General features: G+C 65.1%; 20 protein-coding genes and 1 CRISPR repeat array. Of the genes, 17 read left to right on the forward strand and 3 right to left on the reverse strand.

All coding sequences use genetic code 11. The features are described 5' to 3' along the window. Positions 1–8: 8 nt before the first annotated feature. Complete coding sequence (locus tag AC1AYR_RS02455; protein ID WP_476511294.1) at positions 9–161, reverse strand: hypothetical protein; 153 nt, start codon at positions 159–161, stop codon at positions 9–11. A gap of 140 nt (positions 162–301) precedes the next feature. Next, positions 302–624: a CRISPR direct-repeat array (repeat unit 33 nt; unit sequence ATCACCGGAGTGCCCCTCCGGTGACTTCATTGA). A gap of 238 nt (positions 625–862) precedes the next feature. Here AC1AYR_RS02455 and AC1AYR_RS02460 point away from each other — a divergent pair. From AC1AYR_RS02460 to AC1AYR_RS02470, 3 genes are all read left to right on the forward strand, one after another. Next, complete coding sequence (locus AC1AYR_RS02460; protein WP_476511293.1) at positions 863–1627, forward strand: HdeD family acid-resistance protein; 765 nt, start codon at positions 863–865, stop codon at positions 1625–1627. A gap of 316 nt (positions 1628–1943) precedes the next feature. Beyond that, the gene (map, locus tag AC1AYR_RS02465) at positions 1944–2720 is read left to right on the forward strand and encodes a type I methionyl aminopeptidase (protein ID WP_476511292.1); all 777 of its coding nucleotides are present in this window, start codon (positions 1944–1946) and stop codon (positions 2718–2720) included. Between the two features lie 252 nt (positions 2721–2972). Then, positions 2973–4265 (forward strand): citrate synthase, encoded by a 1293-nt coding sequence (locus tag AC1AYR_RS02470; RefSeq protein ID WP_476511291.1) that lies wholly within the window; start codon positions 2973–2975, stop codon positions 4263–4265. A gap of 208 nt (positions 4266–4473) precedes the next feature. Here AC1AYR_RS02470 and dapD read toward each other — a convergent pair whose 3' ends face one another. Further along, positions 4474–5493, reverse strand: coding sequence for a 2,3,4,5-tetrahydropyridine-2,6-dicarboxylate N-succinyltransferase (dapD, locus tag AC1AYR_RS02475; RefSeq protein ID WP_476511290.1), 1020 nt, complete (start codon positions 5491–5493; stop codon positions 4474–4476). Between the two features lie 110 nt (positions 5494–5603). Here dapD and AC1AYR_RS02480 point away from each other — a divergent pair, with 110 nt between their 5' ends. The 14 genes from AC1AYR_RS02480 (at position 5604) to garR (ending at position 21064) form a co-directional block, all read left to right on the forward strand. Beyond that, positions 5604–5738: a hypothetical protein gene (locus tag AC1AYR_RS02480; protein ID WP_476511289.1), complete on the forward strand. Its 135-nt coding sequence runs from the start codon at positions 5604–5606 to the stop codon at positions 5736–5738. A 182-nt stretch (positions 5739–5920) separates the two neighbouring features. Continuing rightward, positions 5921–7045: a peptide chain release factor 2 gene (gene prfB / locus AC1AYR_RS02485; RefSeq protein ID WP_476511288.1), complete on the forward strand. Its 1125-nt coding sequence runs from the start codon at positions 5921–5923 to the stop codon at positions 7043–7045. Between the two features lie 64 nt (positions 7046–7109). Beyond that, positions 7110–8546: a cell division ATP-binding protein FtsE gene (gene ftsE / locus AC1AYR_RS02490; RefSeq protein WP_476511287.1), complete on the forward strand. Its 1437-nt coding sequence runs from the start codon at positions 7110–7112 to the stop codon at positions 8544–8546. Then, entirely contained in the window at positions 8543–9466 is a 924-nt protein-coding gene (gene ftsX, locus AC1AYR_RS02495) for a permease-like cell division protein FtsX (protein ID WP_476511286.1), read from the forward strand. The genes ftsE and ftsX overlap by 4 nt, the downstream gene beginning before the upstream one ends. Before the next feature lie 194 nt (positions 9467–9660). Continuing rightward, positions 9661–11040 (forward strand): CHAP domain-containing protein, encoded by a 1380-nt coding sequence (locus AC1AYR_RS02500; RefSeq protein WP_476511343.1) that lies wholly within the window; start codon positions 9661–9663, stop codon positions 11038–11040. Between the two features lie 202 nt (positions 11041–11242). Next, positions 11243–11722 (forward strand): SsrA-binding protein SmpB, encoded by a 480-nt coding sequence (gene smpB / locus AC1AYR_RS02505; protein ID WP_476511285.1) that lies wholly within the window; start codon positions 11243–11245, stop codon positions 11720–11722. A gap of 192 nt (positions 11723–11914) precedes the next feature. Beyond that, a complete protein-coding gene (locus AC1AYR_RS02510) occupies positions 11915–12868 on the forward strand; it encodes an ABC transporter substrate-binding protein (RefSeq protein ID WP_476511284.1) in 954 nt (317 codons plus the stop codon). 263 nt (positions 12869–13131) lie between these two features. Further along, positions 13132–14070: an ABC transporter substrate-binding protein gene (locus tag AC1AYR_RS02515; RefSeq protein WP_476511283.1), complete on the forward strand. Its 939-nt coding sequence runs from the start codon at positions 13132–13134 to the stop codon at positions 14068–14070. 25 nt (positions 14071–14095) lie between these two features. Next, positions 14096–15079 (forward strand): amino acid ABC transporter permease, encoded by a 984-nt coding sequence (locus AC1AYR_RS02520; RefSeq protein WP_476511282.1) that lies wholly within the window; start codon positions 14096–14098, stop codon positions 15077–15079. Positions 15080–15098: 19 nt separating this feature from the next. Next, positions 15099–15917 carry an amino acid ABC transporter ATP-binding protein gene (locus tag AC1AYR_RS02525; protein WP_476511281.1) on the forward strand — a complete coding sequence of 273 codons (819 nt, stop codon included), beginning with the start codon at positions 15099–15101 and terminating at the stop codon, positions 15915–15917. Between the two features lie 185 nt (positions 15918–16102). Next, positions 16103–17995, forward strand: coding sequence for a glutamine--fructose-6-phosphate transaminase (isomerizing) (gene glmS / locus AC1AYR_RS02530; RefSeq protein ID WP_476511280.1), 1893 nt, complete (start codon positions 16103–16105; stop codon positions 17993–17995). Between the two features lie 13 nt (positions 17996–18008). Beyond that, complete coding sequence (locus tag AC1AYR_RS02535; protein ID WP_476511279.1) at positions 18009–18812, forward strand: pseudouridine synthase; 804 nt, start codon at positions 18009–18011, stop codon at positions 18810–18812. 110 nt (positions 18813–18922) lie between these two features. Beyond that, positions 18923–20071 carry a glycerate kinase gene (locus AC1AYR_RS02540; protein ID WP_476511278.1) on the forward strand — a complete coding sequence of 383 codons (1149 nt, stop codon included), beginning with the start codon at positions 18923–18925 and terminating at the stop codon, positions 20069–20071. Between the two features lie 102 nt (positions 20072–20173). Beyond that, positions 20174–21064: a 2-hydroxy-3-oxopropionate reductase gene (gene garR, locus AC1AYR_RS02545; protein ID WP_476511277.1), complete on the forward strand. Its 891-nt coding sequence runs from the start codon at positions 20174–20176 to the stop codon at positions 21062–21064. Positions 21065–21186: 122 nt separating this feature from the next. Here the strand turns inward: garR and AC1AYR_RS02550 are convergent, their stop codons facing one another. Further along, positions 21187–22176 carry a LacI family DNA-binding transcriptional regulator gene (locus AC1AYR_RS02550; protein WP_476511342.1) on the reverse strand — a complete coding sequence of 330 codons (990 nt, stop codon included), beginning with the start codon at positions 22174–22176 and terminating at the stop codon, positions 21187–21189. Between the last annotated feature and the right edge of the window lie 195 nt (positions 22177–22371).

Raw genomic sequence — 22371 nt, forward strand, 5'->3', positions numbered from 1 at the left:
TCGTACGCCTACTGGCGGGTCACCCCGTACCGTCGCGCCGCCTGCGCGGCCGGCACGCCGTCCGCGATCGCCGCGACGATCGCCTTGTTGCGCAGGAACTCGCTGCGAGCGGTGCTATCGGATTCCGACTGATGCGATTGTGATTGTGATTGTGTATCCATGCCACGATTAACAACAACCACCCGTCAACCATGCCCCAAGACAGATGTAAACCATGCCCCAAGAGACACCTGTAAACCATGCCCCGACACATGCGTCAACTATCCGCTCGGACTAGACAGATTGGAAGCCGCCGGCCCAAATCACCGGAGTGCCCCTCCGGTAACTTCATTGAGGGTACAGCCACTGCGAACAGTGCGGTAAAACCCTCTGCGATCACCGGAGTACCCCTCCGGTGGCTTCATTGAGGGACGTACACGGGCCGGACATGGCACGGGATGCTCGCATCATCGGAGTACCCCTCCGGTGGCTTCATTGAGGGACGAAATGCAGGGTCAGGATCCCCGCCGACGACGCGATATCACCGGAGTGCCCCTCCGGTGACTTCATTGAGGGGTGCTCGACGAGCGGGGCGAGCGGGTGCCGCTCATCATCACCGGAGTGCCCCTCCGGTGACTTCATTGAAGAAGGTTGGTGGCCACGGCAAGCTTGTAATCCGACTGATCATCGGAGCAGTTCTTCAGTGGCTTTGTTGTGAGGAGATTGCTGCTGAGGGTGTTTTCAAAGACAGTTATGGTAGATAAATATTAGACAACATGACCATTATTGACGATGGTGAGAATTAGACAGATTGTCTAGCATGGTGGCAGGCGGATCGACATAGGTGGGTGGACCACGGGTCGACGGACACAAGGAGGTCATCATGACGAACGTCAATCCGAATTTCGATCGGAACCCCGACAGCCCGTATGGGACCGAACCTCGCGCCGGGCAGGGAGGTGACCCGTACGCCAACCCGTATGCGGACCAATCCAACAATCCATATGCGGGTCAGTACGGTCAGGGTTCCCAAAACAGCCAGTCCGGTCGTCCCGGTCGGTGCGGTGGGACGGACGACCCGTTCAAACTCATCGAAAGCCTGTTGCCGCAGCAGACGAAGAACTGGGTACGCGGCTTCTACGCCGTGATCGGCGTCGCGGCCGTCATCCTCGGCGTCGCGTTGCTCGTCTGGCCGGGCATCACCCTGAAGATCGCGGCCGTCATTCTCGGCGTATACCTCGTGGTCTCCGGGCTGGTGCGCGTCGTCGTCGCCATCGTCGAACTCGGCCTGCCGGGAGGTTGGCGCGTCCTCGACATCCTCGTCGGCGTGCTGCTCACCATCGGCGGCGTGCTCATGCTCAAGAACGCGGCCGTCTCCGGTCAGGCACTCGCGTTGCTCGCAACGATGACCGTCGGCATCGGATGGATGCTCGAAGGATTCATGGCTCTCGTCGAATCGTGGAGACTTCCCAGCTCCGGGTGGGCCGTGCTGTACGCGATCGTCTCCATCGTCGCGGGGTTCGTCGTACTCATGTCGCCCGTCAGCTCCACCGTGTGGCTCGTCGTCTTCGGAGGCTGCGCGCTGGTCGTCATGGGCGTTTCCGCACTCGTGCGCGCCTTCACCTTCGGTCGTCTGCCGAAGAGGTGAGCTCGGGACTGTGCCGGACAATGCGGATTCGATCTCTATTCGGGTTGACTGGCACGGAACCTTGCCGGTCAACCGACTGGGGCGCAGTTTTCAGGTTGTCCGGCAGGAATCTCTGCCGGACAACCTGGTGCCGGCCTGTTCGCTGGTTGTCCGGCATCGGCTCCACGTCCTTTAGGGCAGTAGGTGCGAATCGGGGGAGGAATCTGAATGCAATCCGCGACGCGGCGCGTGACGCATTGACGAGGCGGCGCACTATCGTGAGAACCATTCCACGGCGGGACGCCTGGCCCTGCCGCATCAAGGTAGAAAGAATCTCATGATCGAACTGAAGACCCCTCGCGAGATCGAGGAGATGAAGCCCGCCGGCCGCTTCGTCGGCTCCATCCTGCGCGAACTCAAGGAATACACGAAGGTCGGCACCAACCTGCTCGACATCGACGAATTCGTCCACAAGAAGATCGTCGACCGCAAGGGCGCCGAATCCTGCTACGTGGACTACGCGCCCGACTTCGGCACCGGCCCGTTCGCCCACTACATCTGCACCTCCGTCAATGACGCGGTGCTCCACGGCGTGCCCTACGACTACAACCTCAAGGACGGCGACCTCGTCTCCCTCGACCTCGCGATCAGCGTCGACGGCTGGGTGGGCGATTCGGCCATCAGCTTCGTGGTCGGCAAGGATAAGGACCCGGAGGACCTGCGCCTCATCAAGTGCACCGAGGAGGCGCTCGCCGCCGCCATCGAGGTCGCCCAGCCCGGCAACCGCCTCGGCGACGTGTCGTCCACGATCGGCGACATCGCCCGCGAATACGGCTATCCGATTAATCTCGAGTTCGGCGGCCACGGCGTCGGCCACATCATGCACGGCGATCCGCACGTGCCGAACGACGGCAAGGCACGCCACGGCTACAAGCTGCGCCCGGGCCTGGTCATCGCCATCGAACCGTGGTTCCTCAAGACCACCGACGAGATCTACCAGGATCCGAAGGACGGCTGGACCCTGCGCTCCGAGGACGGTTCTCGCGGCGCCCACAGCGAGCACACCATCGCCATCACCGAGAACGGTCCGGTGATTCTCACCACGCGCGACTAGATCGTGATGCAGCCCCGTCAGATCGACGGGGCTGCTCGTTTTTCGGAGCGATTGCGGCGATGCGGCGTGGCGCCCACCCCCAGTCGGCTTCGCCGACAGCCCCGCAGGCGGGCGGAATCATGGTAATGGGCGTCAGGGGCGGCCATGCGGGACTGGTCGGGCCTTTGGCGTCCCGCGTAGTGGGCAATGGCGGCGGGCGGTAACACAAGACGGCTATGGTTGCCGGCAACATCGAACAGGAAAAGGGGACCCATGGCAACAGCACAGCTGAACGTCGACGAAAGCAAGTACACGCTGCCGGTCGTCGAGGCCACCGCCGGGCCGGACGGCATCGTCGTGTCCAAACTGCGCAACGACGGCTGGGTGACGCTCGACCCCGGCTTCCTCACCACCGCGCAATGCGAGTCGAAGATCACGTACATCGACGGCCAACATTCGATCCTGCGCTACCGCGGCTACCCGATCGAGCAGTTGTGCGAGAACTCCGACTTCCTCGAGGTCGCGTGGCTGCTGCGCCACGGCGAACTGCCCAACAAGGAGCAGTACGAGAAGTTCGTCTCCGCCATCAACCACCGCACGATGGTGGGGGAGGACTTCCGCACGTTCATGGGCTCGTTCCCGCGCACCGCGCATCCGATGAGCGTGCTCGCCTCCGCGATCAACGCGCTCGCCACGTTCTATCCGGACACGACCGACATCACCGACTCCGACCAGCTCGACGAATCGGCGATTATCATCATGGCGAAGGTGCGCACCATTGTCTCGTACATCTTCCGCCGCCGCCGTGACGAGCCGATGCTGTACCCGGACTACGCGCGCGGCTACGTGGACGACTTCCTGCGCATGTGCTTCGCCGTGCCGTACGAGCCGTTCGAATCCGACCCGCTGTACGTGCACGCGCTCGGCCGCCTGCTCATCATCCACGCCGACCACGAGCAGAACTGCTCCACGTCGGTCGTGCGCATCGCCGGCAGCGCGCACGCGAACCTGTATTCGGCGGTCGCGGCCGGCGTCAACGCGCTGTCCGGACCGCTGCACGGCGGCGCGAACGAGGCCGTGCTACGCCAGTTGAAGGCGATCCGCGACTCCGGCAAGTCGGTGCGCGAGTTCGTCGAGGACGCCAAGCGCGACGGCCACCGCATCTCCGGACTCGGCCACCGCGTCTACAAGTCGTACGATCCGCGCGCGGCCATCGCCAAGACGTATCTCGAGAAGATCATGGACCGCGAGGACACGTCGAAGCTGCCGGCCGACGAACGCGCCCTGTTCGACGTGGCCACCGAGCTCGAGGACATCGCGCTCCACGACGACTACTTCGTCTCGCGCCACCTCTACCCGAACGTCGACTTCTACACGGGCCTGATCTACCGGGCGATCGGCTTCGACCCGGCCATGTTCACCACGCTGTTCGCGCTGGGCCGCATCCCCGGATGGATCGCCCAGTACCGCGAGATGCTCGACGACCCGGCCACCAAGATCGGCCGACCGCGCCAGGTCTACACCGGCGCCGTCAAGCGGGATTACGTGCCGCTGGAAGAGCGGTAGCAACGACGTGGCACCCGCTGGCGGGCCGATGAACGGCCCGTACGGGATTCACGCCGCTGAGTGGCGGCCGTATGACTTGGCCCCCGCCAGCGGGGGCTGTCGAACGCAGTGAGACTGGGGTGGTCGCAGGCGGAACGCTTATGTTCCCGCCGTGACCACCCCCAGTCCGCTAACGCGGACAGCCCCCGCCAGCGGGGGCCGATATGGGTCAGTTCTTATGCAACTTGGCGTTGAGTTCGATGCCGGTCTTGCGGTAGCGGGCCTCGATGCGGCCGTTCACCGAATTGCGGATGAACAGGATGTTGTCCTTGCCGGACAGGTCCGCGCCCTTGACGACTTCGAGCGGTTCGCCGGCGGCGGCCTTCGCCTTGTCCCAGATGGTGACCTTCGTGCCGGCGGTCACGTACAGGCCGGCCTCGACGACGCAGTTGTCGCCCAGGGAGATGCCGATGCCCGCGTTCGCGCCGAGCAGGGAGTGCTCGCCGATCGAATTGCGCAGCTTGCCGCCGCCGGACAGCGTGCCCATGATGGACGCGCCGCCGCCGATGTCGGAGCCGTTGCCGACGACCACGCCCTGCGAGACGCGGCCCTCGACCATGGAGACACCGAGCGTGCCGGCGTTGAAGTTCACGAAACCGGCGTGCATGACGGTGGTGCCCTCGGACAGGTGGGCGCCGAGGCGCACGCGGTCGGCGTCGCCGATGCGCACGCCGGACGGCACGACGTAGTCGATCATGCGCGGGAACTTGTCGACGCTCAGCACGTTGACGGCAGCGGCCGGAGCGGCGGCGGGCAGGCCGGCGTTCGCGGCGAACGACTGGGCGGCCGCGGTGGCGGCGGCTTCCACGTCGGCCTTGCGGGCGTTGAAGTCCTCGACGGCGAACGGGCCGTAGTTGGTCCACACCACATTGTTGAGCGCGCCGAAGATGCCGTCCAGGTTGAGCGTGTTCGGCTTGGCGAGACGCATGCTCAGCAGGTGCAGCCTGAGGTAGGCGTCGGCGGCGTCGGCGATGGGGGCGTCCAGATCGCTCACGGTGAACACGGGGATGCGGCGCACGCCGCGGGCGTCGGCCTCGTCGTGGGCGAGCACGCCGAAGTCATGGTTCGGTCGGTCGGCCTCGGCGGGGGCGGTGCCGAGTGCGAGGCTCGGATACCACACGTCCAGGGTGTTGCCGGCGGCGTCGACGCTCGCCAGACCCCAGCCGTACGCGGTGCGTTCATCAGTCATCTGCGGTTCTCCTTCATACAAGCGGATTGCAGGTTCTTCCCTGTCCACCATAGCGCCTTCGGCCGAGCGCCGAACGCCGTTGACCAAGCGGTGGGGTACAATCGCGCAACGTGAACGACTTTCAGCAGGATGAGCGCGGCAACCGCGAGCGCCGCCGCCGCACCATGGTGCGCGCGGTGTGCATCGTCATAGCCGCCGCCATGCTGATCTCCTTGGTGGTTCCCGCCATCTACGCCGGTCTTTGACGTTCCGTTGCGCGTGTTCCCGCGTGACGTTCAGCCTCGCATACCCTCGGCAGGTTCGCGGCCGGGCGGGTCTGCGGCGCAAGGCACGTCCCGCATCGGCCGGACGGGGCAGGGAGCACGAGGCCCGACGACGGGCGGCACCCCAAGGTTTTTCAAAGGTACGAAACATAAGGTAGACAACGATGGCTGAATTTGATTATTCCCAGGCGATCGCCGACGTGCGCGCCAAGTACGACTCCATCGCCAAGGCGCTGGACGTGGACCGCATGAAGGCGGACATCGCCGAACTCGAACAGCAGGCGGCCGCTCCGGGCCTGTGGGACGATCCGGAGAACGCGCAGAAGGTGACGAGCAAGCTGTCCGCAGCCGAGTCGCAGCTGAAGCGTCTCACCTCCGCCGGCTCGCGCATCGACGATGTGGAGACGCTCGTCGAGCTTGGCCGCGAGGAGGAGGACCAGGAGTCGCTTGACGAGGCGCAGACCGAGCTCGGCTCGATCGCCGACGACCTCGCCGCGATGGAGATTCAGACGCTGCTCGACGGCGAATACGACGAGCGTTCCGCCGTGGTGACGATCCGCTCCGGCGCGGGCGGTGTGGACGCGGCCGATTTCGCGCAGATGCTGCTGCGCATGTACCTGCGCTACTGCGAGCGCATGGGCTTCAAGGCGAAGGTGATGGACACCTCGTATGCCGAGGAGGCTGGCATCAAGTCCGCGACCTTCCAGGTGGACGCCCCGTACGCGTACGGCCGTCTGAGCGTCGAGGGCGGCACGCACCGCCTCGTGCGCATCTCCCCGTTCGACAACCAGGGCCGCCGTCAGACCAGCTTCGCCGCGGTCGAGGTGGTGCCGCTCGTCGAGGCGACCGACCACATCGACATCCCGGACACCGACATCCGCGTCGACACGTACTGCTCCTCCGGCCCCGGCGGCCAGGGCGTGAACACGACCTACTCGGCCGTGCGCATCACCCACCTTCCCACCGGCCTCGTCGTGACGATGCAGGACGAGCGCTCGCAGATCCAGAACCGCGCCGCCGCCATGGCCGTGCTCCAGTCCCGACTGCTCGTGCTGCGCCACGAGGAGGAGGCGAAGAAGAAGAAGGAGCTCGCCGGCGACATCAAGGCCAGCTGGGGCGACCAGATGCGCTCCTACGTGCTGCACCCGTACCAGATGGTCAAGGATCTGCGCACCGGCTACGAGACCAGCCAGACCCAGGCCGTGTTCGACGGCGACCTCGACGGCTTCATCCAGGCGGGCATCCGCTGGCGTCACGAGCAGCGCCGCGCCGCCAAGGAAGAGAACTAGACCGCATGATGTGCCGCCGGCCGCGCCCCGCGCAAGGCCGGCGGCACGTCGATGAAGGAGAACCATGGCACTCATTTCGCTGGATCATGTCAGCAAGATCTACCCGAAGGGCACGCGTCCCGCGCTCGACGACGTCAACCTTCACATCGAACGCGGTGATTTCGTGTTCCTTGTGGGCGCGTCCGGTTCGGGCAAGACCACGCTGCTGAGCCTGCTGCTGCGTGAGGAGGAGGCCACGGACGGCGAGATCCGCGTGGCGGGCAACGACCTCAGGCGCATCTCCGACCGTCAGGTGCCGCAGTATCGCCGTACCATCGGCTTCGTGTTCCAGGACTACAAGCTGCTCAACAACAAGACGGTGTGGCAGAACGTGGCGTTCGCGCTCGAGGTGATCGGCACGCGCCGTTCCGCCATCAAGTCGATGGTGCCGAAGGTGCTGGAGACCGTGGGGCTGACCGGCAAGGAGAACAACTACCCGCATGAGCTGTCCGGTGGCGAGCAGCAGCGCGTGGCCATCGCCCGCGCCTATGTGAACCATCCGCAGATCCTGCTCGCGGACGAGCCCACAGGCAACCTCGACCCGACCACGTCGCTTGGCATCATGGAAGTGCTCGATGCGATCAACCGCACCGGCACCACCGTCGTTATGGCGACGCATAACGAGGAGATCGTCAATTCGATGCGCAAGCGCGTCGTCGAACTCCACACCGGGCGTATCGTGCGCGACGAGGAGCATGGCTCCTATGATTCGTCCACCTACTTCCCGGATGCGGAGGTCACGTCGAAGGCCCATCAGGCCATCGGCGCCGACGTGCGGTTCCGTGCGGACAGCGCGGATGCGACCGAACGCATGGACGCGCATGCCGCCATCGAGGCGGGGGCGCTTGCGGCCGGCGCGATGGACGGCGACGAGGGCATCGCCCGTCTTGCCCAGTCCGTGCATTCCGGTCGTACCGGCCGTTACGGCGAGGCGTTCGCCCCCGTCGAAACGACGCTCACATGGGGCAAGGGGCTGAATCTTGAGGAGGAGGCCGAGCGGGAGCGTCAGGAACGGGAATCGAAGGCTTCGGCGGGTGAACTTGCGGGATCGCAGGGGGATTCTGCGGAATCGCAGGGGGGATCTGCGGAGTCCGAGGCACATCCTGTGGAATCCGAGGCGCAACCTGCACCCGAGCAGAGCGGATCTGTAAGGCGCACTTCCGAAGCGGACGATCCCGACGCGAAATTCAAGCCGCAGAACGGCTTGTTGACGCCACCCGCTCCGCCGGCCAAGAACGGTGTATCCAGAGAGGTGCTGCACAAGAGCGGGGAAACCGCACAGAAGACAGCGCGAACCATGCAGGAAAGCCCCTCGGTCATGCAGGAATCCTCGTCGACCGTACAGGTCCCCGCGGAAACCCCGCTGACCCCACCGGCTCCGCCAGTGAGCGGCAGGAACGATACGAACGATGGTGTTGCTGACGGCGACGCCGAGAAGAAGAACGAGGAGGAGACCCGATGAGGGCGCGATTCATCCTGTCCGAGACATGGACGAGCCTCAAGCGCAACGTGCCGATGATCGTGTCGGTCATGCTCGTCACGTTCATCTCCTTCGTGTTCATCGGCGCGTCCGCGCTCATGCAGGCGCAGGTCACGCGCGCGAAGGGTGAATGGTACGACAAGGTCGAGGTCATCGTGTGGCTGTGCCCGGACGGCACCAGCCAGGCGGCCAGCTGTGCGACCGGCAAGGCCCCCACGCAGCAGGAGATCGTCGAGCTCGAGGACTTCATCCACCAGGAGCTGCGCGACAACGTCTCCAAGATCTCCTACGTGAGCCGTGAGGACTTCTTCAAGAACACGTTCCTCAAGCAGTACCCGAACGGCGAATACCAGGGCCGCACGCTGACCGCCGCCGACATGCAGGATTCGTTGCAGCTGAAGCTCAAGGATCCGACCAAGTACAAAATGGTCGCCGAAGTGCTCAACGGCAAGACCGGTGTGGAGGAGGTCGTCGACCAGAAGCAGATCTTCGACCCCGTGTTCGCGGTACTCAACCGCGCGACCGTCGTCACCGTGGTGCTCGCCGTCGTCATGGTCGTCGTCGCGATCCTGCTGACGGGCACGACGATCCGCATGTCCGCCGCGTCGCGCAAGAACGAGACGGAGATCATGCGTCTTGTCGGCGCCTCCAACTGGACGATCCGACTGCCGTTCATCCTCGAAGGCGTGGTCGCCTCGCTCGTCGGCTCGTTGCTCGCCTCCGGCGCGCTCGCCGCGATCGTACAGGTGTTCATCACCGACGGCGTCGCCAAGTCCGTCAGCTGGATGCCGTTCGTCACGCAGGGCACCGTGTGGCTTGTCGCGCCGGGCCTCGTCGCCGGAGCCGTGCTGCTGTCCGTCATCGCCTCCGCGGTCTCGCTCCGACGCTATCTCAAGGCGTGACGGGCGTGCGGTCCGGCAGGTGGATGTCGATATATATGTACAGGTGATACCGGGTACCGCGCCCGCAACATGACGGGGGTTGCCGTTTCAGGAACCTTCGTTACAATGTGCGGGAGCAGCCCGAAGGAAGGACCGAAGTGTTGAAACGTTCGAAGACGTTGCAGGCCGGACTCGGATTCATCGTGTCCGCCGCGATGGCGGCGACGTGCGGCCTCGCCATGACCGCCGCGTACGTGCCCGAGGCCAAGGCCGTTTCCGTTCAGGAGTACCAGCAGAAGGTGGCCAGCCACGCCGACCTCAAGGCCAAGCTCGCCGGTGTGAACGCCGACCTCGCCAATCAGATCCTCGAATTGGATTCGTTGGCGAACGAGCAGATTCCGGCGGCGCAGGAGGCGGCCACCAAGGCGCAGCAGGCCGCGCAGCAGGCGCAGGATCTCGCCGACGCCACCAATGAGCGTCTGGATGCGGCCAAGAAGGACAAGTCCGATCTGGAGCAGAAGATCAAGGACACCGGCATCGAATACGACGATGCGAAGGATGCCGTCGCCGAATCGGCGCGCGACAGCTTCCACGGCTCGCAGGCGTCCACGGTGATGAGCGTCGTCACCAACGCCACCACCACCGACGATTTCGTCAACCAGATGCAGTCCGACGCGGCCGCCACACGTTCCGCGGCCAATGCGGCCAACGACGCCGCCATCTCGATGAACACGTCGATGAACCGCAAGGATCGTCTGGCCGCCATCGAAGACCAGATTACCCAGCTGAAGAACCAGGCCGACAAGCAGGCCGCCAGCGCCCAGGCCGCCGCCGAGAACGCGGCCGCCAAGCAGGCGTCGCTCGAAGCGCTGCAGGCCAAGGGCACCGCCGCGCGCGAGTCCTTGGAATCCCAGAAGAGCAGTCTCACCACGCAGTCGGCCAAGGAAGCGGCGGAGATCGCCTCGCTGCAGGCGCAGCTCGCTTCGCAGAGCACCAGCGGCAGTTCCGGCTACACGCCTGGATCGGGAGGGCAGCAGCAGTCCGGCGGCAACACGGGAGGCTCCACCGGTGGTTCGTCAGGAGGTTCGTCCGGTGGTTCCTCTGGTGGTTCCTCTGGTGGTTCCTCTGGTGGAACCAGCTCGGGTGGCGGTACCGCCAACGGCATGGACTACGCGGTGCCTGGCAGCTGCCCGGAGGGGTCGAGCTTCTGCTACAACCACAACACCGGCAACACGGTGGGCGGCTCCGCCTATCCAGCCCGCCAGTGCACGCTGTGGGCGTATATCCGCCGCTCCCAGCTGAGCCTGCCCGTCGGCTCCTACATGGGCAATGGCGGCCAATGGGCGGCCACCGCCCGCAGCCTCGGCTACTACGTGAACAACACGCCGCACGTCGGCGCGGCCATGGTGTTCCTGCCCGGGCAGAGCGTCGGCGGGCACTGGACCGCCGATTGGCAGTACGGCCACGTGGCCGTCGTCGAGCGTGTGAACTCCGACGGATCGGTGCTCATCTCCGAAGGCGGCACCGGATTCGCCACGTTCCCCGCGCAGGAGATCATCTCCAATCCGGGTGCCTATCAGTACGTCCACTACTGATCGTCACGGGGTCATGGGGTCGGTCGCCGCTGGCCGGCTGCCCAATTACCCCAGACTGACCTCGCGGGCTACGCGCCCGGCGTAGGAAGCGCCGTCAGGCTTCGGCCGGCGGCGCTTCGTGCTATCGTGGTGTGCCTTGCCGGCACCCGCGTGCCGCATCGGGGTGGAGCGCGGGAACGAACAGAACGAAAGGAGGTCCCCGATGGCCAAGGAGGAGGGGACGAAGCTCATCGTCCAGAACAAGAAGGCGAGACATGACTACGTCATCGAGGACAAGTACGAGGCTGGCGTCGTGCTCACCGGCACCGAGGTGAAGTCGCTGCGCGAGGGGCGCGCGTCGCTCGCCGAGGCGTTCGTCAGCATCGACCGGCGCAACGAGATCTGGCTGGAGAACGCGAACATCCCTGAATACCTCAACGGCACATGGAACAACCACGCGCCCAAGCGTAAGCGCAAGCTGCTGCTGCATGAACGTGAGATTCTGAAGCTCGCTCGCCAGATCGAGGCGAAGGGCTACACGATCGTGCCGATCAGCCTGTACTTCAAGAACGGGCGCGTCAAGGCGGAGATCGCGCTGGCGCGCGGCAAGCGCGAATTCGACAAGCGTCAGGCGCTGCGCGAGGCGCAGGACAAGCGCGAGGCGCTGCGTGCGATGCGGTACGCCAACAAGCGTTCCAACTGAAATCAAAGAGCTGACGATTTCCCGGACACCCCCGGTTCTCGGTTTTGCCCGATGCGAGACCAAGAACCAGGGGTGTCCACGTTGTGGAACGTATTGGTGAGATTTACGGTCTCGTAGCATAGGAAACCTACTCTCGCGAATCAGTCGGGAAACATACCCGCCCGACCGACATTTTCTGAGAGAGGAAATCCAATGTCATTCAGCAAGGGAATCAAGACCATCACGGCCGCGGCGTTGGGCGCGGCAATGCTGTTCGCCGCGGCCGCCTGCGGCACCTCGGACACGTCCGGCGATTCGACCTCCGGCGCGAAGTCCAGTTCGTCCGATTCGTCGTCCAAGATCGAAAGCTTCGACGTCTCCGGCATTCAGAAGGACGAGGAGATCGCCAAGCTGCTGCCCGAATCCGTCACCAAGGACGGCGTGCTCACCGTCGGCACCGACACCTCCTACGCTCCGGCCGAATTCCTCGCCGAGGACGGCAAGACCCCGGTCGGCTACGACGTCGACCTCACCAAGGCCCTCGGCAAGGTGTTCGGTCTCAAGACCGAGAACGTGACCAGCACCTTCGACTCGATCATCCCGTCCGTCGGCTCCAAATACGATCTCGGCATCAGCTCGTTCACCATCACGGACGAACGCGCCAAGGCCGTCGACTTCGTCAGCTACTACAAGGCGGGCTCCACGTGGGTCGTCAAGAAGGGCAACCCCGAGAAATTCGACTCGTCGAACCTGTGCGGCCTGAAGATCGCCGTCCAGACCGGCACCACGCAGGAGGAGGAGGTCACCGCCGCCAACGAGAAGTGCCCGGCCGACAAGAAGATCGACATCCTGTCCAACAAGCTGCAGACCGATGTGACCACCAATGTGGTCACCGGCAAGGCCGTCGCCTTCTACGCCGACTCGCCGGTCGCCGGATACGCGATCAGCCAGACCGGCGACCAGCTGGAGTCCTTCGGCGAGGACGTCGGCGTCGCCAAGCAGGGCGTCGCCATCAAGAAGGGCGACACGGCGACCGCCGAAGCCGTGCAGAAGGCCATCCAGAAGCTCATGGACGACGGCACCTACGCGAAGCTCCTCGACCACTGGGGCGTCAAGTCCGGCGCCATCGACAAGGCCGAGATCAACCCGACCGACGTGGAGGGGTGATCTCGGAGGAGTGATTGCGGAAGGCCGGGCGCAGCGTGGTCGGCCGCGGCGGGTCGGATTAACCGGCTCGTAGTATCCGGCCCGTATCATCGCCGGAAGGCGATTCACGATCGCAAACACAGCATTGCATATGTATGCAGCATAGTGTATATATGCTTGTATGGCGGGGCGGAGGATGGCCGTCGTGATGAACGCATCATCGCGGCGGCCGCTTTCCGTTCCATGGAACGAAGCAGAAGCAAACAGAAGAGAAGAAGGACATCATGTCGTTCACCACCAGGATGAAGACCATCGCGGCCGCCGCCCTCAGCGTCGCCGTGCTGCTGCCGCTCGCCGCTTGCGGCACCACCGACGCGGCCACGAGCTCGGACGGGGGTTCCGACTCCGCCAACATCACCAGCTACGACGTCTCCGGCGTCAAGAAGGACGACGCAATCGCCAAGCTGCTGCCCGAATCCGTCACCAAGGACGGCGTGCTCACCATCGGCACCAACCCGTCCTACGCTCCGGCCGAGTTCCTCGACGCCGACGGCAAGACGCAGATCGGCTACGACATGGACCTCGCCCGCGCCCTCGGCAACGTGTTCGGCCTCAAGACCGAGATCGTCTCCTCCAACTTCGACACGATCATCCCGGCCATTGGCTCCAAGTACGATCTCGGCATGGCCGCGTTCACCATCACCACCGAGCGCACGAAGTCCGTCGACTTCGTCTCCTACTTCACCTCCGGCATGGCCTACGCCGTCAAGAAGGGCAACCCGAACAAGGTGAACGAGAAGGACCTGTGCGGCCTCAAGGTCGCCGTCGAGACCGGCACCGTCGAGGAGACCGCCATCAATGAGACCGCCAAGCAGTGCAAGGCGGACGGCAAGAAGGACATCGAGATCCAGTCCTCCAAGCAGCAGACCGACGCCACCACCGCCGTCGTCACCGGCAAGGCCGACGTGTTCTTCGCCGACTCCCCGGTCGTCGGCTACGCGATCGCCCAGACCGACGGCCAGCTTGAGCAGCTCGGCAAGGACTTCGACTCCGTGCCGAACGCCATCGCCATCAAGAAGGGTGATACGGGCACCGTCGAGGCCGTGCAGAAGGCCGTGCAGAAGCTGATGGACGACGGCACCTACGACAAGATCCTCAAGCACTGGGGTGTCGAATCCGGCGCGCTGAAGACCGCCGAGGTCAACCCGGACGTCGAAGGCTGAGCGAAGCACCACTAAGGAGCCGAACATGGCAAAGAAACAAGTCGATGGCGAAGGACTGAACATCCCGAACCGCATCAAGGCGCTGCCCGTCAAGAGCCCGGGGCCCATCGTGGCCGCCGTGATCGTCGTGCTGCTCGCCGCGATGCTCATCCAGGGGCTCATCACCAATCCGCGACTGGATTGGCCGACCGTCTGGAAGTACCTGTTCAACGAGAACGTGCTCGAAGGCATCGGATACACGCTGATCCTCACCGTGCTTTCCATGGTCGTCGCGATTATCCTGTCGGTGATTCTCGCGATCATGCGCAAGTCCATCAACCCGGTGCTGCGTGGCGTGAGCTGGTTCTTCATCTGGTTCTTCCGCGGCACCCCTGTGTACACGCAGCTCGTGTTCTGGGGCCTGTTCTCTGTGCTCATCCCGAAGATCAGCCTCGGCGTGCCTTTCACCGATATCGCCTTCTGGAGCATCGACTCCTCGGTGGTCATCACCGCGTTCAACGCCGCCTGGATCGGCCTCGCCCTGAACGAGGCCGCCTATCTGTCCGAGATCGTGCGCGCCGGCCTCGAAGCCGTCGACCCGGGCCAGACCGAGGCTGCCCAGGCGCTCGGCATGAGTCGCACGCTCATCATGCGCCGCATCATCCTGCCGCAGGCCATGCGCATCATCATCCCGCCCACCGGCAACGAGACCATCGGCATGCTCAAGACCACGTCCCTCGTGCTCGCCGTGCCGTTCACCCTCGAACTGCAGTTCGCGACCAACGCGATCGCCAACCGCATCTACAAGCCGATTCCGCTGCTCATCGTGGCCTGCATCTGGTACCTGCTCATCACGTCCATCCTGATGGTCATCCAGTCGCGCCTCGAGAAGCACTTCGGCAAGGGCTTCGACGCCCGCCCGGCCGGCGCGCGCGGCAAGCAGCCGCCGCTGCCCGGCAAGACCGAAGGCGAGCCGAAGGACAATGTCGACAAGCTCAACGACGCCACGTTCAGCGGGCTCACGGCGTGAGCGGGAAGGAAGAGACACGATGACACAGACCAGCATCCCCGTGAACGCGCCCGCCACGCCGACCGCGCCCGTCCCGGCCGTCAAGGCCACGCAGGTGCACAAGGCGTTCGGCTCGCTGCACGTGCTCAAAGGCGTCGACCTGACCGTCCAGCCCGGCACCGTGACCGTGATCCTCGGACCGTCCGGCTCCGGCAAGTCCACGTTCCTGCGTCTCATCAACCAGTTGGAGACGCTCACCGGCGGCTCCATCGAGGTCGACGGCGAGCTCATCGGCTACAAGCATGTGACGAAGAACGGCCAGGACATGCTCCAGACCCTCAACGACAAGGAGATCGCCGCCCAGCGCTCCAAGCTCGGCATGGTCTTCCAGCGCTTCAACCTGTTCCCGCACATGACCGCGCTGGAGAACGTGATGGAGGCGCCCGTCCACGTCAAGCACATGAACAAGGCGCAGGCCAAGCAGCTCGCCGTCCAGGAGCTGGAGCGCGTCGGACTCGGCGAACGCCTCAACTACTATCCGGCCGAACTGTCCGGCGGCCAGCAGCAGCGCGTCGCCATCGCGCGCGCCCTCGCCATGCAGCCGGAGATCATGCTGTTCGACGAGCCCACCTCCGCGCTCGATCCCGAGCTCGTCGGCGAGGTCCTCAACGTCATGCTCTCGCTTGCCAAGGCCGGCATGACGATGGTCGTCGTTACGCACGAGATCGGATTCGCGCGCGAGGTCGCCGACCAGGTCGTGTTCATGGACGGCGGCGTCGTGGTCGAAGCGGGCGGCCCCGAAATCATCGACCACCCCACCGAACCGAGGTTTAAGGACTTCCTACAGCATGTGCTGTAGGAAGGCTGCCATATCTCCTCGGCACTGTCGTGCCTCGGCGTCGCCTACGGTCAGTCCACTGGACTGTCCGTTTCACGGCTCCGCAGCATGTGCTGTAGGAAGGCTGTGATTGTTCCGTATGATTCCGACGCCCCGCGGCTGACTAGTTGCGGGGCGTTGACGTTTTCTTGGTAGGGTAGAGAGCTATGTGTGGAATCGTTGGATACGCAGGACATGTTGAGACCGCATGCGGCAAACCGCTGGAGGTGTGCCTCCAAGGTCTGAAGCGACTCGAATACCGTGGCTATGATTCGGCCGGCGTGGCCCTGACCGCGCCCGGCATGGATCATGTCGAGGTGCGCAAGAAGGCGGGGCGCCTCGCCAATCTCGTCGAGAGCATCGACGCCAAGCCGATGCCGCTCGCGACCGTCGGCATCGGACACACCCGCTGGGCCACGAACGGCGTGCCGAGCGACGTGAACGCCCACCCGCACACCAGCATGGACGGCAAGGTCGCCATCATCCACAACGGCATCATCGAGAATGCCTCCCAGCTGCGCCTCGACCTGCAGGCGGAAGGCTACCGGTTCTCCTCCGCCACCGACACCGAGGTCGCCGCCAAGCTGCTCGGCAAGATCGTCGACACCATCATCCGCGAGGAGGGCCGGCCGAACCTGTTCAAGGCGGTGCGTCGCATGGCGCGCATGCTCAAGGGCGCGTTCACCATCCTCGCCACCGACTGCCGCCAGCCGGACATCGTCGTCGGTGCGCGCCATGACTCCCCGCTCGTCGTCGGTCTCGGCGACGGCGAGAACTTCCTCGGCTCCGACGTGGCCGCGTTCGTCGCGTACACGAAGCGCGCCATGGAGGTCGATCAGGACCAGGTCGTGTGCGTGAGCGCCGACAAAGTCGTCGTCACCGACTTCAACGGCAACGTGGTCGAGAACCCGAAAACCTACACCGTCGACTGGGACGCCTCGGCCGCCGAGAAGGGCGGTTGGGACTCGTTCATGGACAAGGAGATCCACGAGGATCCCGCCGCCGTGCAGCGCACGCTGCTGGGCCGCTACGACAGGAACGGCGATGTGACACTCGACGAGATCCACATCGACGAGCATGATTTCAAGGCGATCGACAAGATCATCGTTATCGCGTGCGGCACCGCCGCCTATGCGGGCATGGTCGCCAAGTACGCGATCGAGCATTGGGTGCGCATCCCCGTGGAGGTGGAGCTCGCGCACGAGTTCCGCTACCGCGATCCGATCCTCACCCCGCGCACGCTCGTCGTCGCCATCTCCCAGTCCGGCGAGACGATGGACACGCTCATGGCGTTGCGCCACGCCCGCGAACAGGGCTCCAAGGTGCTCGCCATCTGCAACACGCAGGGCGCATCCATCCCGCGCGAATCCGACGCCGTGCTGTACACGCACGCAGGCCCGGAGGTCGCCGTCGCCTCGACCAAGGCGTTCGTCGCGCAGATCACCGCCGCCTATGTGCTCGGCCTGTACCTCGCGCAGGTGAAGGGCGCGATGTTCCGCGACGAGATCCAGCAGACCCTCGACTCGCTCAAGGACATGCCCCGCAAGATCCAGTGGGTGCTCGACACGCAGACCGGAGCCATCGAGAAGGCCGCCGAGCAGATGCTGGACGCCCAGTCGTTCCTCTTCCTCGGCCGTCACGTCGGCTACCCGGTCGCCATGGAAGGCGCATTGAAGCTTAAGGAGATCGCGTACACGTTCACCGAGGGCTTCGCCGCCGGCGAACTCAAGCACGGTCCGATCGCGCTCGTCGACGAGGGCGAGCCGGTCGTGTTCATCGTGCCGCCGGAGCGTGGCCGCAACGTGCTGCACGCCAAGGTGTTGTCCGGCATCGAGGAGGTCAAGGCCCGCGGCGCGACCATCATCGCCGTGGCCGAGGAGGGCGACAAGGACGTCGAGCATTATGCGGACGTCGTGTTCTGGCGTCCCGCGTGCCCGACGCTGATGAGCCCGCTCGTCGACGTGGTCCCGCTGCAGCTGTTCGCCATGGACATGGCCAAGCTCAAGGGCTACGACGTCGACAAGCCGCGCAATCTCGCCAAGTCCGTCACGGTCGAGTGACGACGGGCGCGTGATGCCGAAACGTCACCGGTACGTCGTCGACGAGCCGCATATCCCGTTCGACCTGGACGTGGTGTATGAGGATGCGGGGATCATCGTCGTCGACAAACCGCATTTCCTCGCGACCATGCCGCGCGGCATGTGGTACCGCGAGACCGCGCTGATGCGCCTGCGCGAGGAGTACGGCGACGACGCGATCGTGCCGGCGCACCGGCTGGATCGGATGACCGCCGGCATCGTCGTATTCGTACGCGACCGCGCGTTGCGCGGCGCGTACCAGATGCTGTTCCAGGAGCGTCGCGCCGAGAAGACATACGAGTGTCTCGCGCCGTGCGCGCCGCCCGCGCGGCCGCGCACCGGCACGGTCGAACGGCTGGAGCCGCCGCGCGTGTTCCCGCTGCGGCGGCGCTCGCGCATCGTCAAGGAACGTGGGGTGTTGCAGGCATACGAGGAGCCGGGCACGGTGAACGCGGAGACGGTCATCGCACTGGGTGCGCCTGACGGCCCGGGGGAGTGGACGGGAGCCGGTACGCCTGTCGTGTTCGTCGCGTCCGGCTCCCCGAACGCGACGAACACGACACCGGGGACGGGGATGCGCGCGTACACGCTGCATCCGCGGACCGGCAAGACGCACCAGTTGCGCGTGCACATGAACTCGCTGGGACTGCCGATCGCCGGTGACGACTTCTATCCGCGTGTGCGGCAACGCGCCTACGACGATTTCAGCGAGCCGCTTGCGCTCGTGGCGCGGCGGCTCGCATTCGATGACCCGGTGACGGGGGAGCGGCGTGAGTTCGTCTCACGTGTGCCGTTGTAATCCGGGTTGGGGAAGACCACAAGAAGACCTGGAGTTCAGGCGAGTTCGATGAACTTGTCGAACCGGTTCGGCCCGTCGAACCATACGAAACGGCAAGAAAGGAGGCGACCATGGAGACGACACGCGTGCTGCTGGCATCGGATTCGTTCAAGGGGTCGGCGTCGAGCCGTCTGATCGAGGACCTGCTGGAGGAGGGCGTGCGCCGCGTCGTGCCCGACTGCGACGTGCTGAAATACCCGATCGCCGACGGTGGCGAAGGCACGGTGGACGCCGTGATCGCCGGCCGCGGCGGGGAGATTCGCGAAGTGACGGTCTCCGGTCCGCTCGGCGATCCGGTCGCGGCCCGCTACGGACTGTTCGATTCCGGCCGCTCGGCCGTCATCGAGATGGCCGCGTCCAGCGGCATCACGCTCATCGAGCAGAACGCGGCGAACGCGCTCGGCGCCTGCACGGAAGGCGTCGGTGAGCTGATGCTCGACGCGATCGACGCCGGCGCGGAACGCATCATCATCGGTCTGGGCGGCTCTGCCACCAGCGACGGCGGCGCCGGCATGGCGTGTGCGCTCGGCGCGCGCCTGCTCGACGCCGACGGCGTGCCGGTGCCGTGCGGACTCGCCGGATTGCGCCGACTGAAGACCATCGACGTGACCGGCATGGATCCGCGGCTCGCGCACGTTGAGATCGTCGCGTTGACCGACGTGACGAACCCCCTCACCGGCTCCGACGGCGCGATCAGCGTCTACGGGCGGCAGAAGGGCATCGACGAGACGCGCATGGCGGAACTCGACGGATGGATGCACGACTACGCGCGTCTGCTCGCCGAGGCGACCGGGCGCGACTCCGAGAGCACGCCCGGAGCCGGTGCCGCGGGCGGACTGGGGGCGGCGCTCGTCTCCTTCTGCTCGGCGCGGGTCGTCAGCGGCATCGACGCGGTGCTCGACCTGATCGGGCTGGACCGCGTGATGGATGGAGTCGACCTGGTCATCACCGGCGAAGGCCGCATGGATTCGCAATCCGCGAACGGCAAGGCGCCGGTCGGCGTCGCGAGACTCGCCAAACGCCACGGCAAGCCGGTCGTCGCCGTCGTGGGCGGACGCGCCGACGACCTGGGGTGCGTCTACGAGATGGGCGTCGACCTGGTCGTACCCGCCGTCACCGCACCCGCCACGCTCGACGAGTGCATCGCCCGCACCACGGTCTCCGTTCCGATCGCCGGCGAAAGCGCGATGCGCGCCTTCCTGCTCGGCGGCCGGAAGTGAGCGATAATGACCCATATCCACCCGTAAACGAACATCACATAACGGAACATCAGTTCATACCAACCATGGCCGCGACCCGCGGCCGGACGAAAGGACCACATCATGAAGGTCGGATTCGTTGGACTTGGCATCATGGGCAAGCCGATGGCGCTCAACGTCATCAAGGCAGGGTACGAGGTGACCGCCTTCGACTTCAACAAGGCCCCGGTCGAGGCGCTCGTCGCCGCCGGCGGCAAGGCCGCGGCCAACGGCAAGGAGGTCGCCGAAGCCTCCGACGTGGTCATCACCATGCTGCCGAACTCCCCGCACGTCGAGAACGCGCTGTTCTCCGAGAACGGCATCGCCGAAGGCCTCACGGAAGGCAAGGCCGTAATCGACATGAGCTCGATCGCCCCGCTTGCCAGCCGCGACTTCGCCGCCCGCCTGGAGAAGCTCGGCGTGGACTTCCTCGACGCCCCGGTCTCCGGCGGCGAGCCGAAGGCCATCGACGGCACCATCGCCGTGATGGTCGGCGGCGAGCAGGACGTGTTCGACAAGTACGAGCCGCTGCTCAAGACCATGGCCTCCACCGTCACGCTCGTCGGCGGCGTGGGCGCCGGCAACATCACCAAGCTCGCCAACCAGATGATCGTCGCCGTGAACATCGCCGCCGTCTCCGAGGCGTATTCGCTGGCCAAGAAGGCCGGCGTCTCCCCGGAGAACGTGTACAAGGCGATCCGCTCCGGCCTCGCCGGCAGCGTGGTCATGGACCAGAAGTCGCAGAAGATCTTCGACGGCGATTTCACGCCCGGATTCCGCATCGACCTGCACATCAAGGATCTGCAGAACGCGCTCGACACCTCGCACGGCGTGAACGTGTCCGCCCCGTTCACTTCGCTGGCCATGGAAATTCTCCAGTCCCTCAAGGTGCACGGCCACGGCTCCGACGACCACAGCGGCATCGCCGAGTGGTACGAGCTGGTGAACAACTTCAAGCTGCAGAGCGAGGAGTGATCGCCGGTTCGGGCCGGTCCGGTCCGAACCAAGGAGACCTGAGGGCCTGCATCGTCCGCGCGACGGTGCAGGCCCTGCTCGTGTCGGGGTGCCTGGTTCCTCGTGTCCCGGCGTGAGGAAGGCTAGTCGCCGATGTCGCGCACCGAGCCGCGTTCGACGAGTTCGGTGGGGATGACGGTCTTCACGCCGGCCGGCACGTGGCCGCCCTCGCATTGACGTTTGAGCATGGAGAACGCCTCCAGTCCGATCTCGTCGAACTTCATGCGCATCGTGGTGAGGTTGAGGCGCGGCACCATGCCCTCCAGCGAATCGTCGACGCCGACGACGCTCACGTCCTCAGGCACGCGCTTGCCAGCGGCCTTGAGTCCCATGATCGCGCCGTACGCCATCTGGTCGTTCGCCGCGTAGATGGCCGTGCAGTCGGGGTCGCGGGCGAGCGAAAGCCCCGCCTGGTAGCCGCTGTCGGCGTTCCAGTCGCCCACGTAGGTGGGAGGGATGCGCAGGCCCAGCTGTTCGAGCGCGTCACGCCACCCCTGCGCGCGGCTCTGCGCCGCACGCGACGTGGCCGGTCCGGTGATGTGGTAAACCGTCTTGTGGCCTTTGCTCAGCAGATAGTCGACGATGGCGGTCGAGCAGCCGTACTGGTCGGCGTCCACCGTCGGGCAGCTGTCCGACGGATCCTCGCAGATGATGACCACCGGCAGGTCGCGCGGGGGAGCGAAGTCGTTGAAGTCGGGCAGATGCTCTTCCATGACGATGATCACACCGTCCACCGGCAGTTGCTTCATGCGTTCCACGGCGGCGGCGAGCGTCCGCTCCCTGTCCTTGCCCATCATGTGGATGGTGATCGCGTAGCCGCTGTCGTTGGCGGCCGTGGCGATGCCTTTGAGGATGCGGGAGTTGCCGAAGCTCGCGATGTTGAACATGACGACGCCGATGTCCTTGAACCGGCCGTGCTTCAGCGCCCGCGCCGCATAGTTGGGGCGGTAGCCGAGCTTGTCCATCGCCGCTTCGACGCGTCGGCGGGTCTCGGGTTTCACGGCATCGCTGCCGTTCGCCACGCGGGATACGGTCTGGGGCGAGACGCCGGCCTCTCTGGCGACGTCCTGCATCGACACCGTTGATGTGCGTTCCATTGCTGCTCTTCTCCATCAAGGGTTTCGTGTTTTCGTTATCAAATATATCACGGTATATGTGCGTCTAGCCACGCCGGGAAGTGCATGAAATCGCGGATGGTGATATTGTGGTTGCGTAAACATTTTGAACGGGTGATTGATTCGAGGTAGGAATCGACCATCCGGAACGAT

Source organism: Bifidobacterium sp. LH_417, assembly GCF_056357035.1.